11 protein-coding genes are annotated in these 12,546 nt (G+C 48.8%); 6 read left to right on the forward strand and 5 right to left on the reverse strand.

Annotated elements, in window-relative coordinates; translation table 11 throughout:
• Nucleotides 1–226 precede the first annotated feature (226 nt).
• The 4 genes from ACN5NT_RS08375 (at nt 227) to ACN5NT_RS08390 (ending at nt 5,518) form a co-directional block, all read left to right on the forward strand.
• Nucleotides 227–3,262 (forward strand): FAD-dependent oxidoreductase, encoded by a 3,036-nt coding sequence (locus ACN5NT_RS08375; protein WP_419175123.1) that lies wholly within the window; start codon nt 227–229, stop codon nt 3,260–3,262.
• A gap of 81 nt (nt 3,263–3,343) precedes the next feature.
• Nucleotides 3,344–3,817 carry a hydrogenase iron-sulfur subunit gene (locus ACN5NT_RS08380; protein WP_419175258.1) on the forward strand — a complete coding sequence of 158 codons (474 nt, stop codon included), beginning with the start codon at nt 3,344–3,346 and terminating at the stop codon, nt 3,815–3,817.
• 103 nt (nt 3,818–3,920) lie between these two features.
• Nucleotides 3,921–4,583 carry a methylenetetrahydrofolate reductase C-terminal domain-containing protein gene (locus tag ACN5NT_RS08385; RefSeq protein ID WP_419175124.1) on the forward strand — a complete coding sequence of 221 codons (663 nt, stop codon included), beginning with the start codon at nt 3,921–3,923 and terminating at the stop codon, nt 4,581–4,583.
• 2 nt (nt 4,584–4,585) lie between these two features.
• Nucleotides 4,586–5,518 carry a methylenetetrahydrofolate reductase gene (locus ACN5NT_RS08390; protein ID WP_136795978.1) on the forward strand — a complete coding sequence of 311 codons (933 nt, stop codon included), beginning with the start codon at nt 4,586–4,588 and terminating at the stop codon, nt 5,516–5,518.
• A gap of 125 nt (nt 5,519–5,643) precedes the next feature.
• Here ACN5NT_RS08390 and ACN5NT_RS08395 read toward each other — a convergent pair whose 3' ends face one another.
• A complete protein-coding gene (locus ACN5NT_RS08395; RefSeq protein WP_419175125.1) occupies nt 5,644–5,895 on the reverse strand; it encodes a hypothetical protein in 252 nt (83 codons plus the stop codon).
• Between the two features lie 193 nt (nt 5,896–6,088).
• Nucleotides 6,089–6,283, reverse strand: coding sequence for a CooT family nickel-binding protein (locus tag ACN5NT_RS08400; protein WP_136795976.1), 195 nt, complete (start codon nt 6,281–6,283; stop codon nt 6,089–6,091).
• A gap of 606 nt (nt 6,284–6,889) precedes the next feature.
• Here ACN5NT_RS08400 and ACN5NT_RS08405 point away from each other — a divergent pair.
• A complete protein-coding gene (locus ACN5NT_RS08405) occupies nt 6,890–8,665 on the forward strand; it encodes a formate--tetrahydrofolate ligase (RefSeq protein WP_136795975.1) in 1,776 nt (591 codons plus the stop codon).
• 117 nt (nt 8,666–8,782) lie between these two features.
• Complete coding sequence (gene folD, locus ACN5NT_RS08410) at nt 8,783–9,676, forward strand: bifunctional methylenetetrahydrofolate dehydrogenase/methenyltetrahydrofolate cyclohydrolase FolD (RefSeq protein WP_136795974.1); 894 nt, start codon at nt 8,783–8,785, stop codon at nt 9,674–9,676.
• Nucleotides 9,677–9,801: 125 nt separating this feature from the next.
• On the opposite strand, the gene ACN5NT_RS08415 is transcribed toward folD, so the two are convergent.
• The 3 genes from ACN5NT_RS08415 to ACN5NT_RS08425 all read right to left on the reverse strand — a co-directional run bounded on the left by ACN5NT_RS08415 (nt 9,802) and on the right by ACN5NT_RS08425 (nt 12,503).
• Entirely contained in the window at nt 9,802–10,500 is a 699-nt protein-coding gene (locus ACN5NT_RS08415; protein ID WP_419175126.1) for a rhodanese-like domain-containing protein, read from the reverse strand.
• 72 nt (nt 10,501–10,572) lie between these two features.
• Entirely contained in the window at nt 10,573–11,163 is a 591-nt protein-coding gene (locus ACN5NT_RS08420; RefSeq protein WP_419175127.1) for a rhodanese-like domain-containing protein, read from the reverse strand.
• Nucleotides 11,164–11,561: 398 nt separating this feature from the next.
• Nucleotides 11,562–12,503: a cation diffusion facilitator family transporter gene (locus ACN5NT_RS08425; protein ID WP_419175128.1), complete on the reverse strand. Its 942-nt coding sequence runs from the start codon at nt 12,501–12,503 to the stop codon at nt 11,562–11,564.
• Nucleotides 12,504–12,546 lie beyond the last annotated feature (43 nt).

Consider the following 12,546-nt stretch of genomic DNA (forward strand, 5'->3'; position numbering starts at 1 on the left):
TGAAGTTGAATACAACCAATCCGGCACAAATTGTAAGTAAATGAGTTCCTCAATAAAAAATATTTATCATAACCAATTATATGGGTTATATTGCTTCTGGCTGGTGAGGTTTAGAGCTTTTAGGTCTCACCGTTGTATTCTGATAAATACCCGCAGCAGATGCTGGTAGAAACAGAATAACCAGCATCTGCGAACTGCCGGGATCGCGCTTAAGGAGGGCCTTGCCTTGATAAGGATTACCCCCGGGCAGGATCGGAAGCAAAAAGTAGGTTCAGTTCTCGTAGTAGGTTCCGGCATAGGAGGGATGCAGGCATCTCTCGATCTAGCCAATAGCGGCCTCTTGGTTCACATGATCAATGATGAACCTTCCATTGGCGGCACCATGTCCAGACTGGATAAGACCTTCCCCACCGGGGACTGTGCTATGTGCATGATCTCGCCTCGCATGGTTGAGAGCAGTCGTCACCCGAATATCAAGATGCATACCCTTGCCAAGGTAGCAGGGGTGACTGGTGAGGAGGGGAATTTTACAGTCACCATCCACGAAAAAGCTCGTTATGTCGATGCGGAAAAATGTACCGGCTGTGGTGCCTGTGAGGCCAAGTGTCCAAGCCGTGTGCCTGACTATTTCAATCAGGGACTGGACAACAGGCGGGCGATCTATGCGCTCTTCCCCCAGGCTGTTCCCAATACGCGGGCAATAGACAGCGCCCACTGCCTCTACCTGAATAAAGGGGTCTGCAAAAAATGTGAAAAGGCCTGCGATGCAGACGCCATCAATTTCGAAGATACAGACAAAGAATATGAGATCAATGTCGGCTCCATAATTCTTACTCCCGGGTTGAAAACGTATAACCCTGCTATACGCCAGGAGTTTGGTTTTGGTAAGCATGAAAATGTGGTTACCGCCATCCAGTTTGAGCGATTGCTTTCGGCCTCGGGCCCATGTGGAGGGCACGTTGAGCGGCCAAGCGACAATGTGGCACCCAAAAAGATTGCCTGGATTCAGTGTGTGGGCTCGCGCAATGAAAATAACGCGAATCCATGGTGTTCATCAGTCTGTTGTATGTATGCGGCCAAGCAGTGTGTGATTGCCAAAGAACATGATCCTGAAGTCGAGCAGACTGTCTTTTATATGGAGCTTCGGGCATTCGGCAAGGACTTCGATAAGTTTATCGATAAGGCCAAAAAGGACTCCGGCGTGCATTACAAGCGGGCGATGGTATCCGAGGTGATTGAAGATCCTGAGACAAAAAATCTGTATATCCACCATGTCGATGATGAAGGTAACCTGGTCAATGAACAGTTTGATATGGTGGTACTTTCCATGGGCTTTGAGCCCCACGACGAGGCTGCCGAGTTTGCTGATATTTTCGGCATAAAGACAGATAAATATGGTTTTGCGGAGACTTCGAAACTCCATCCGGTTGAGACCAGCAGGAAGGGTATCTTCGTGGCCGGAACCTATCAGGGGCCAAAGGATATACCAGAGACGGTGGTCCAGGGCAGCGGTTCGGCGGCCAACGCCATGGCACTTCTGGGTGAGAGTCGAGGTACCCAGGTTGAAGAGGTCGTTCTGCCGGACGAAATTGATGTTACAGGAGATGAACCGAGAGTGGGAGTGTTCGTCTGTCACTGTGGTGTCAATATTGCCGGAACGGTGGATGTGCAGCATGTGGCAGAGGAGTCTGCTAAAGAGCAGAATGTGGTGCATAGCGAAACGATCATTTATGCCTGTGCTCCGGATGGTCAGGCCAAAGTAAAAGATATTATCAGGGAGAAGAGTCTCAACAGGGTACTTATTGCCTCCTGCACACCGCGCACGCACTCGCCGCTTTTCATGGATACTATTCGTGAAGTAGGGCTCAATAAATTCCTTTTTGAGCTGGCCGATATCCGTGAACAATGCTCCTGGTGCCATATGGATGACAAGGAGCATGCAACCGAAAAGGCACTCGATATCGTGAAAATGAATATCGCCAAAGCCCGTCTGCTGGAACCTGTCCAGCAGAACTCGGTGGGGGTAACCCATTATGGTTTGGTCCTCGGTGGCGGTGTGGCTGGAATGACCGCGGCCCTGTCGTTATCGCGTCAGGGCTATGGGGTGCATCTGGTTGAGCGTGAAGAAGAACTTGGCGGGCTTGCCGTCAATGTGCGCAGAACCCTTGAGGGCGACGATGTGCAGGCTTTTGTAAGCGATTTGATATCGCAGGTTCAGGCGGAGGAGCGAGTTACCCTGCATATGGGCACAACGGTGGATAATACTGATGGTTTCGTGGGTAATTTCGTTACCAGGCTGACCAATGGCACGACAATTGACCATGGGGCGATCCTGATCACCACTGGTGGTCAGGAATATATTCCAGACCAGTACGAATATGCAAATTCCGAACGGGTTATAACCCAGCGAGAGCTGGAAGATCTGCTGGACGAGCGGCAACCCGGTAATGATCAGACGTATGTGATGATTCAGTGCGTCGGGTCCCGTGAAGAACCTGATAACTACTGTTCAAGAGTTTGTTGCCAGGATGCGCTGAAGAACGCCATCGCCATAAAAGAAAAGGCTTCTGGTGCCCAGGTGGTAGTGCTGTACCGGGATATGCGTGCTTATGGCTTAAAAGAGGATTATTACAAAAAAGCCCGTGATCTCGGTGTACTTTTTTTCCTCTATCTGCCGGAAGATAAGCCGCAGGTTGAGATTGATGGCGAAAAGTGCAAAGTGCGCTTTGAGAGCAAGGTGCTGCATAGGGAAATGATGGTGGAAGCCGATTACCTGGTGCTTTCCACGGGTCTCAGGCCGCAACCCGATATTGAGGATCTTTCAAAGAAATTCAAACTTACCTGTAATCTCGACAGATTTTTTCTCGAAGCCCACGTCAAGCTTCGCCCGGTGGATTTTCCGAGTGAGGGCTATTTTCTGGCGGGGCTCGCCCATGCGCCTAAAAATCTCGAAGAAACTATCTCCCAGGCTCTGGCAGGGGCTGGCAAAGCAGGGGCTTTGCTCTCCCATGAGCAGTTGTCGGTGTCAGGTATCGTTTCCAAACATAACAGGGATATCTGTATGTCCTGCCTGGCCTGTTTCCGGGCCTGCCCGTTTGGTTCACCCTATATTGATGAAGAGGGCAGGATTAGTCATAACGAAGTCAAATGTACCGGTTGCGGCATATGCGCCGGCATTTGTCCTGCTAAAGCCTTTCAGGTCAACTTTTTCAGAGATGATCAGATAAAGGCCATGATCGATGCGGCAACGGAAATTGTTTGAGGATAACCCTAAGGAGAAAGTATGGCAAATGACGAGGGGAAAGAAGAGGTCCGGGGCGGACCGGAGCCGAAAGTGCAGGACGTGCCTGCAGACTGGCAACCCAATATAATAGCGTTTGCATGTCATTATTGCGCATTTGCGGCTGCGGATCTGGCTGGTGTTATGCGTCTTTCTTATCCGTATAATGTCAAGATCGTGCGGCTGCCCTGTACGGGAAAACTTGATCATTCTTATGTATTACGGGCGTTTGAAAGAGGAGTGGATGGTGTTTTCGTGGCTGGCTGACTTGAGGGCCAATGCCATTTCCTGGAAGGAAACATTAACGCGAAAAAACGAGTTCATAGACTACATGGTCTGCTGGAATCGGTCGGTATAGATCCGGAGCGGTTGGAATTTTATAATCTTTCGGCTGCGATGGGGCCGAGATGGGCAGAGATATGTGCTGAATTTACTAAAAAGATAAAGGTATTAGGTCCATCACCGATCTGGAGGGCCATTGTAAAAAAGAAAAAGGCTGCCCGGCAGATGGAGCAACCTGAAGAGCGGTCAGCCTGACGCGTGCGTTTATCCGGCTGCCTGGCTTGTTGTACGAGTCTTAAAGCACGTGGGCAGATTACGAGGACATGGAACGCTGTATTGACCAGGGAGCGGAATAGTTATGATAGTTGGTGAGCAGAAACCTTTGGAAGAAATCTGGGAGATGGTTCGGCAACATAAAAATGTCACAGTCTTTGGCTGCAATACCTGTGTGGCCGTATGCCATCAGGGTGGGAATAAAGAAGCCGAAATCCTTGCCTCTTTATTGAGGATGAAAGCAACAAGGGAAGAGCTGGAGATACAGTTTGTCGATAGCGGTATAGAGCGACAATGCGAACATGAATTTTTTGAAAAAGCTGAGGGTCTGCTGCAAAACTCAGAGGCTGTGCTGAGTCTGGCATGTGGTATCGGGGTGCAGTTTGTGGCTACCAAGTACCCGAAGACTCCTGTGTATCCGGCGTTGAATACTACCTTCCTGGGAGATGTAATCGCGCCAGGAATCTTCACTGAAAAGTGTCAGGGGTGCGGTGATTGTGTTTTGGGGGCAACCGGCGGCGTCTGTCCGATAAGTCGTTGCGCCAAGCGGGTTCTGAATGGGCCTTGTGGTGGATCTGCAAATGGCAAATGTGAGATTTCCAGAGAGGTTGATTGTGCCTGGCAACTGATAATAGATCGCCTGGACGCAATGGGGAAGATGGAAAACTACGAAAAGCTCAGTAGCCTCAAGGATTGGTCCAGGGATAGGGCGGGGGGGCCGAGATCATTTAAACTGGAGGACTTCTAATTGTGGAATTAAAAACAGAAAGCAAACTCGAGAAGATCTTCAAAAGTGGTCATCTTGCGGTCACCAGTGAGTGTGGTCCTCCGAGATCAAGTGATCCAACCCATATTATTGAGAAAGGACGGCTCATCAAGAATCATGTAGACGCGGTAAATATCACTGATAACCAGACCTCGGTAACCAGAATTTGCAGCCTGGCAGCTTGTATTCATCTGAAAAATGAAGGGATTGAACCCGTTTTGCAGATGGTAACCAGGGACAGAAACAGGATTGCCCTGCAGAGTGATCTTCTGGGTGCTGCCTCGTTTGGTATAAATAATGTGCTCTGCCTTTCCGGTGACCATCAAAGCTTTGGTGACCACCGCCAGGCACAGAATGTTTTTGATCTGGACTCTATGCAATTGCTGCAAACCGTGCGGCACATGCGGGAGGAGGGGAAATTCCTGAGTGGTGATGAAATAAAGGTGCCCCCGAGGTTTTATGCGGGTGCCGCCGCCAACCCTTTTGGTGATCCGTTTATGATACGGGTGCCAAGGCTCGCTAAAAAAATTGCGGCAGGTGCTGAATTTATTCAGACTCAATGTATTTACAATATGGATCGCTTCGAGAAGTGGATGGAAGAGGTGCGGGATCGAGGTCTGGATGGAAAAGTCAATATAATGGCTGGAATTACACCGATGCGCTCAGTGGGTATGGCAAAGTACATGAAGCGTGCCGTGCCGGGAATGGATGTGCCCGATGAACTCATCGACAGGTTGGCGGGGGTTGAAAAAAAGCAGCAGGCCCAGGAGGGAATAAATATAGCAATTGAGCAGATCCAGAGGTTGAAAGAAGTGAAAGGGGTAGCTGGCTTTCACGTTATGGCTATCGAATGGGAAGAGAAAGTGCCGGAAATAATTGAGAGTGCAGGTCTTTATCCAAGACCGGAGGTTGATTGACTCTTGTGATTTACAGTGGGATGGTATCAGAAGAATGAGAACAGCCTGAGGGGATTACCACTCTCCCGGCTGTTCTCAAGAAGTTTGATTTGTCCGTTACCGGATGATCAGAAAAGGCAGAGGTATCAGTGATGGTGGTGATGATGGTGATGGTGGTGACCACTTTCCTCGGCTGGGCCGCCGGCCTCTTCCAGCGCCTTGTTGAGCGAGATATTGGCCTCGTTCATACATTTGATGGCGTCAGCAATGTTATCAGCGATGGAGGACATGCCTTCTTCACCTGCAGTTTTACGCCATTTCTCAAATTCTTCGGCATGGCCTTTGTTATGATCAATCCAGTGTTGCAGGAGTACTCGCAATTTGTCTTTACTTTCCATAAATGTCTCCAGTATTTGGAACGTTAATACCGCATTTTTCCTGTAGTTGGCAAATGTTGGCCTGTAACTGTAGCCTGCAGGTTATCCCATTGTTTTTGTGCACGTTGTTCGTAATGTTGAGGCGCCCGGTCATCCCGAATTTCTCGTTAGCCCGGCCGAATCGTAAGTGAAGATTTGGCTGAAAGCACGCCTGTCAGGTAGGTTTTTGCACGTACACCTTGCCGGCCAGAAAGTCGATGCTGCGAACGGATGCACCGGGAATCTCTTTGGTCCCCTCAAAGAGTGAGGTGATGACCAGTGCGTCTTCGAGAACATCGAGCTTGGTGACATTTTCCATCATCAGCTCCTCTGCACCGTCATGGTCCATTACTACTCGTATTTCACACATATTTGCCTCTTCCTGCGAAAGTGTTTGTTATGAAATAACTGTCATTGTTGAACCTTACATCTATAACGAAGTAATAACGTACTGGCTGGTGCTCCGTCAATGACCATTTCCGTTGAGCGGCTGATTTCGCAAATCAAAATTAAGAGGCAGCGGAGGTGGACTGGATGAACTATATTCTCGGTAGTGGCAATGATTGTCAGTTTAGCTGATATAATGTTTTTTCTTGTTTTAATTTGTGCTTGTTTATCAAATGACTGCATAACAATCAGAAGGATCATCTGTGCGAGTTGTGCGTAGCGTTGTGCGTAAACACGGCGATGGAGTCGAATTGTCGGTCGGAGGGGATGATTGAAATCGATTTAATTTGTGAAATATTAGTTGATTAGGAGTGCATGGCTAGCCCCGTGTGTGGAATTGAGTAATGGTGACTCATTTGTGTCAAAACAACTTGCAAGAGAGCAATATTTTAGAGTAGGTTATCGACAATATTGAGGGAATAAATTTTGTAACCGGTATGCAGTTCTAGTATGTAGTCTTAACCGGGGGGGCGGTTTCATCCTGATACCGTGTCACCTACCACCTTCACCTGAATCAAAAGGAATCGTTATGACATTAGATCCAACCAAACACCAGGACTGGGAAATCGCCGAAGAGGCGGAAACACGGATGCTGACGATCTATCAGATTGGTGAAAAACTGGGGCTTACCAAAGAAGAGCTGTTGCCTCAGGGTCACTACATCGGCAAAATTGACTTTCAGAGAGTGCTTGCACGTCTGAAAGACAAGCCTAACGGAAAGTACATCGATGTTACCGCTATCACACCCACTCCGCTTGGAGAAGGTAAATCAACCTCTTCCATGGGCCTTGTTCAGGGGCTTGGTAAGAGAGGGAAGAACGTCTGCGCTGCGATTCGTCAGCCTTCCGGCGGCCCAACCATGAATATCAAGGGTTCTGCAGCTGGTGGTGGTCTCGCCCAGTGCATTCCCCTGACCCCGTTCTCGCTGGGATTTACTGGTGACATCAACGCAATCATGAATGCCCATAACCTGGCGATGGTTGCTCTCACCTCCCGTTTGCAGCATGAAAGAAACTACACCGACGAGCAACTCGAGCGTCTCTCCGGCATGAAGCGTCTCGATATCGACCCGACCAAAGTAGAGATGGGTTGGGTAATGGACTATTGCTGCCAGGCACTGAGAAATATCATTATCGGTATCGATGGCGTTAACGGCAAGTCCGACGGCTTCATGATGAAATCCAAGTTCGGTATTGCCGTTTCTTCAGAAGTTATGGCTATTCTTTCAGTATCCAAGGATCTGAAAGACATGCGCGAGCGCATGGGTAAGATCGTTGTTGCCTACACCAAGAAAGGCAAGCCGGTTACCACCGGTGATCTGGAAGTTGCAGGTGCCATGACAGCCTGGATGGTTGATGCTCTCAATCCTTCCCTCATGCAGACCCTGGAAGGTCAACCGGTTATTGTTCACGCCGGTCCTTTTGCCAATATCGCCATCGGCCAGAGTTCCATCATCGCTGACCGTGTTGGTCTGAAGCTTGCTGATTATCATGTAACCGAGTCTGGTTTCGGTGCTGATATCGGTTTTGAAAAATTCTGGAACCTCAAGTGCCGTTTCAGTCAGTTGGTACCTGATTGCGCTGTTGTTGTTGCCACTATCCGTGCTCTGAAGTGTCATGGTGGCGCTCCTGTACCTGTTCCGGGTAAAGCAATGCCGGAAGAGTACCTGACCGAGAACGTTGACTGGGTTGCCAAAGGATGTACCAACCTGATACACCACATTAATACCGTGCGTAAAGCTGGTATCAGCCCGGTTGTCTGTATTAACGCCTTCTATACCGATACCGACGCGGAGATCGCCAAGGTTCGTGAGCTGGCCGAGGCTGCAGGTGCCAAGGTTGCCCTGTCCCGTCATTGGGAGCATGGTGGTGAAGGTGCTCTCGAATTTGCCGATGCGGTTATTGAGGCGTGTGAAGAGCAGACAGAGTTCAAGTTCCTCTATGAGCTTGATGAGCCGATCAAGGATCGTATCGAGAAGGTCGCGAAAGAAGTTTACGGTGCTGACGGTGTTGACTACTCTGCAGCTGCCGATGCAGCTATTGACAGAATCCAGGCAGATCCTGAGCTGGCCAATCTTGGTCTGTGTATGGTTAAGACTCACCTGTCACTCTCTGACAATCCAGCCCTCAAAGGCTGTCCTAAAGGATGGCGTCTCTCCATCCGTGAGGTGCTCACCTATGGTGGTGCCGGATTCATCGTCCCGGTTGCCGGCGCTATCAGCCTGATGCCGGGAACAGGCTCGAACCCGGCATTCAGACGGGTTGACGTAGACGTCGAGACTGGTAAAGTAAAAGGCGTATTCTAAAGGTTACTGACCATGGCCCGTCCTGCTTACCAGGACGGGCTTTTGTGTTTGCAGAGAGGCACTTGCAGGCACCTAGCCGTAGAGTGTTTCCAGATGCATTCAAAAGGAGATATTTCCATGACAGCAGAAATTATCAGCGGTACCGATATACGTAAGGCAATACTGGCAGAGCTTAAGGATGAGGTTGCAGAACTGAAAGAGAAGTATGGCAAAGTTCCAGGGCTGGTTACTATTCTTGTTGGTGAGAATCCGGCTTCTATCAGCTACGTTACCCTGAAAGTACGAACCGCAGAAAGCCTTGGTTTTCATGAAGTACAGGATAATCAGCCCGAGGATATTTCCGAGGCAGACCTGTTAGCTCTGATCGATAAGTATAACAATGATTCCGACATTCACGGCATCCTGGTGCAGTTGCCGCTGCCAAAGCATATTGATGACAAGAAGGTGCTGAATGCCATCAATCCTGACAAGGACGTTGATGGTTTCCATCCAGTAAACGTTGGTCGCCTGATGATTGGTGGCGACGAGGTACTGTTCCCTCCGTGTACCCCGGCCGGTATTCAGGAGATGATTGTACGTTCAGGAACCGAGACTTCCGGCGCCGAGGTTGTTGTCGTGGGTCGTTCCAATATCGTAGGTAAGCCGATTGCCATGATGATGGCGCAGAAAGGTGTGGGTGCAAACTCCACAGTGACCATCGTTCATACCCGCACTCAGGATCTGGCTGCTCATTGTAAGCGTGCTGATATCCTGATCGTTGCAGCCGGAGTTCCGAACCTGGTCAAGCCGGAGTGGATTAAGCCCGGCGCCACCGTCATTGACGTTGGTGTAAACCGTGTCGGTATGAACGAAGAGACCGGAAAAGCTATTCTGCGTGGTGACGTTGATTACGATAAAGCTCGTGAGATCGCCGGAAAGATCACCCCGGTACCTGGTGGAGTAGGGCCGATGACTATCGCTATGCTGATGAAGAACACTGTACGTTCTGCAAAGGCATGGATGTCCAGGTAAGTAACTTGCCCGCCTGATTGTTGCTTGAGCTTCACCTGAGCAGCTTTCGTTTACAGTAAAAGAAAAGGCCATGACCGATTTACGGTCATGGCCTTTTCTCTTTTATGATAAGGAACAGGGGGAAATTAGTTCTCAGTTACCTTGAAAGTGCCATCATCGTTGAATGCAGTGTCAGCTTTCAGGAAGTTGACTTTGTAGCCATTATCCTTCAAGGTCAGGTATGCCATCTCTGCGCGGATACCGGTAGAGCAGTACGTAACGATTTTCTTGCCTTTGGGGATATCAGCAAGATTGTCACTGATCTCATCGGTCGGAATATTAATCGCGCCGGTGATCATACCGCTCTCTGCTTCATCTTCGGTGCGAACGTCGATGATCATGGTGTCAGCAGCATTTTGAGCAAGGAGTTCATTGAATTTTGCTGCACTCATGGCACCAGGAATTGGCTTGGGAACATAAGCAATCTCTGTGGCGGTAGCGCCCTTAGCGATTGCAAGCCCCGCTTTTTCAGCTGCAGCGATGCCACCTTTGAGTACCGAGGTATTTTTGTAACCCCAGCCACGAATGATATCGAAACTTGCAAGCCCTGCCTGGTAATCCGGCGCTACGATAACGATGGGTGCATCCTTTTTAGCAGGGAAAGCATCTTTCATGGAAGCAAGCTTATCTGCGGCGATTGCGACAGCACCTTCGATATGACCTTTTTCAACAGCACTCTGCTCACGGGTATCAACGACAACCACAGAGTTTTTGAATTTAGCCATTACATCGAGGTATTTGGTGGAAGCAACAAGCGGATTTTTCGCTTTCTTCCATGCAGGCATACCATCGATAAATACTTTTACGTTAGTGTAACCGAGTTTTTCTGCCCGCCGGGCAGAAGAAGGACTGAGGCGTCAGGTGGGCCCTCCACAATAGAATACAAGCAGGTTTTCCTTATTCTTGGGGAGCTTGGCGATATTCTTCTCAAACTGAGCATCGTAGATGGAGAGAGCGCCTGGTATATGACCGGTAACGAAGAGTTTACCAGGGCGGGCATCTACAATAGTGAAATTACCTGCTTCCGGTCCTTTGGCAACCAGAGGCGCCAGAGCTTCAAGCCGTATAATGTCTTTCTCAGCGAGCTTGGCAGGCTGCTTAACACTTACGGAAGTAGCGTAGAGAACACCAGCATCTTCTTCGAATTTTACTTTTACCTCTTTGTCTTTGCCGATCTTGTTGATCGCCTCTGCGCCCTTGAGTGCGGTATCTTCATCAAAAGACACCAGCCAGGTAGATTTACCTGTACTTACTTTCAAGGTCTCAGCTTTCATGGAGACACTTCCGAGCTTACCGCGAATGGTATCAGCGCTGTCGCCTTTGTGACATTGCATACACGGTTTGAGAACTTTAGGTTTCGCGTCCTGTGCAAAACCTGCAGTAGGCAGCAGCAGGCAGGTTGCCGCTAGGGAACCTAGAGCTGCCTGAAAAAAACCTCTGTAAACCATCTTTTCCTCCTCATTGGTAATATATCCCTGCAATCCTACCCATTAGACCTGCAGGTAATACAAATGGTTCCGGGGATAAGCTTGAACCCCGGGAGCCATTCCTAGACAAAAGCAAAGAGCATTAAATAGTCATATTCTGCATATGAACGTATGACTCCCGACTATACTACACCTTACTTAGCTTAAGCAATTAAATGTTTAGTTAAATCACAAAACAGTTGAATAAAAGTGAGCAATATGGCTACGTTGTGGTATGGGTTGGTTCTTTTGTCGGGATGGGTTTGTCAGGGAAGGTGACAGGTTCAGATTAAGAACTTGATGAAATAACCCAGATAACTGAAATCACTCACCAGATTTGCTTATAGAAGGAGAGAATCACTACCGTTTGTTGGCACATATTAATGGTGAACGTCGGTTGCTGAGTGAATGACGCCTGCCTTGCAGATGTGAGGGGTTTCGGGGCAAACTTCGTTCCTGCAAGGTTCAACATGTATGGTGATATCAGAATTCTTCAGTTCTTGCTCGATTTCCTGTTCAAGAATTTCAGTGATATTGTGAGATTCTTCAACGCTGAGTTGTCTACAGACCGTGAGATGGAAATCGATCATTTTTTTTGAACCGGATTTTCGTGTTCGCAGGTTATGGCAGTCGTACATGTGGCCACCATGTTCCTCTATAACTTTATAGATTTTATTCCTGGTCTCTTCGGGTAGTTGGGCGTCGAGGACATCATCTAAAGCACGCCGCGCCAACTTGATTGCTTCAAAAAGAATGTAGGCGCCAACAAGTAATGAGAGCAGGGAGTCGAGCCAGTTTATATGGAAAAAGTAGATGAGTACCAGGCCTGCGGTGAGTGCCAGATTGGTATAAACATCCATGGAGAAATGCAGGGAGTCGGCTTTAAGTGCGGCTGAGTCTGTTTCTTCACCGACTTTTACCAGGTATCTGCTGATAAAAAATGACACAATAACGGATATAATCAGCACCACCATGCCGTTACCGACCTTGGATGGCTCTGCTCCGACAATCAGTCGGCGCAAAGATTCAATAATGATCCACACTCCGGACCCGCCGATTATAAGGGACTGGACAAGTGCAGCCATGGTTTCGAACTTACCATGTCCATAGGCGTGGGATGTATCGGCAGGTTGTTCAGCCTGGCGAATAGCCAGAAAATTCACCCCGGACATGAGAATGTCGAGCATGGAGTCGATAGCGGATGAGAGAACCGCCATCGATCCGGTAACCAGACCAACGACAAATTTCATCAGTGCCAGACTGATTGCGGTGGTTATCGAGAGTTTTGCTGCGAAGATTTTTTTTTGTGAGGTGTTTTTCATTATAAAAAGTTAATCCCTGGGGTGTTAAGCCCCAGATGATCTT

The sequence above is a fragment of the Desulfosediminicola sp. genome (assembly GCF_048381775.1).
In the GTDB taxonomy this organism is placed as follows: domain Bacteria; phylum Desulfobacterota; class Desulfobulbia; order Desulfobulbales; family Desulfocapsaceae; genus Desulfopila; species Desulfopila ganghwensis.

What these genes read in the sequence shown, in the direction of transcription:
- ACN5NT_RS08395 (WP_419175125.1), bottom strand. Translation starts at nt 5,895, where the DNA reads ATGGAAAGTAAAGACAAATTGCGAGTACTCCTGCAACACTGGATTGAT.
- ACN5NT_RS08385 (WP_419175124.1), top strand. Translation starts at nt 3,921, where the DNA reads ATGATAGTTGGTGAGCAGAAACCTTTGGAAGAAATCTGGGAGATGGTT.
- ACN5NT_RS08400 (WP_136795976.1), bottom strand. Translation starts at nt 6,283, where the DNA reads ATGTGTGAAATACGAGTAGTAATGGACCATGACGGTGCAGAGGAGCTG.
- ACN5NT_RS08405 (WP_136795975.1), top strand. Translation starts at nt 6,890, where the DNA reads ATGACATTAGATCCAACCAAACACCAGGACTGGGAAATCGCCGAAGAG.
- ACN5NT_RS08415 (WP_419175126.1), bottom strand. Translation starts at nt 10,500, where the DNA reads ATGCCTGCATGGAAGAAAGCGAAAAATCCGCTTGTTGCTTCCACCAAA.
- ACN5NT_RS08425 (WP_419175128.1), bottom strand. Translation starts at nt 12,503, where the DNA reads ATGAAAAACACCTCACAAAAAAAAATCTTCGCAGCAAAACTCTCGATA.
- folD (WP_136795974.1), top strand. Translation starts at nt 8,783, where the DNA reads ATGACAGCAGAAATTATCAGCGGTACCGATATACGTAAGGCAATACTG.
- ACN5NT_RS08420 (WP_419175127.1), bottom strand. Translation starts at nt 11,163, where the DNA reads ATGGTTTACAGAGGTTTTTTTCAGGCAGCTCTAGGTTCCCTAGCGGCA.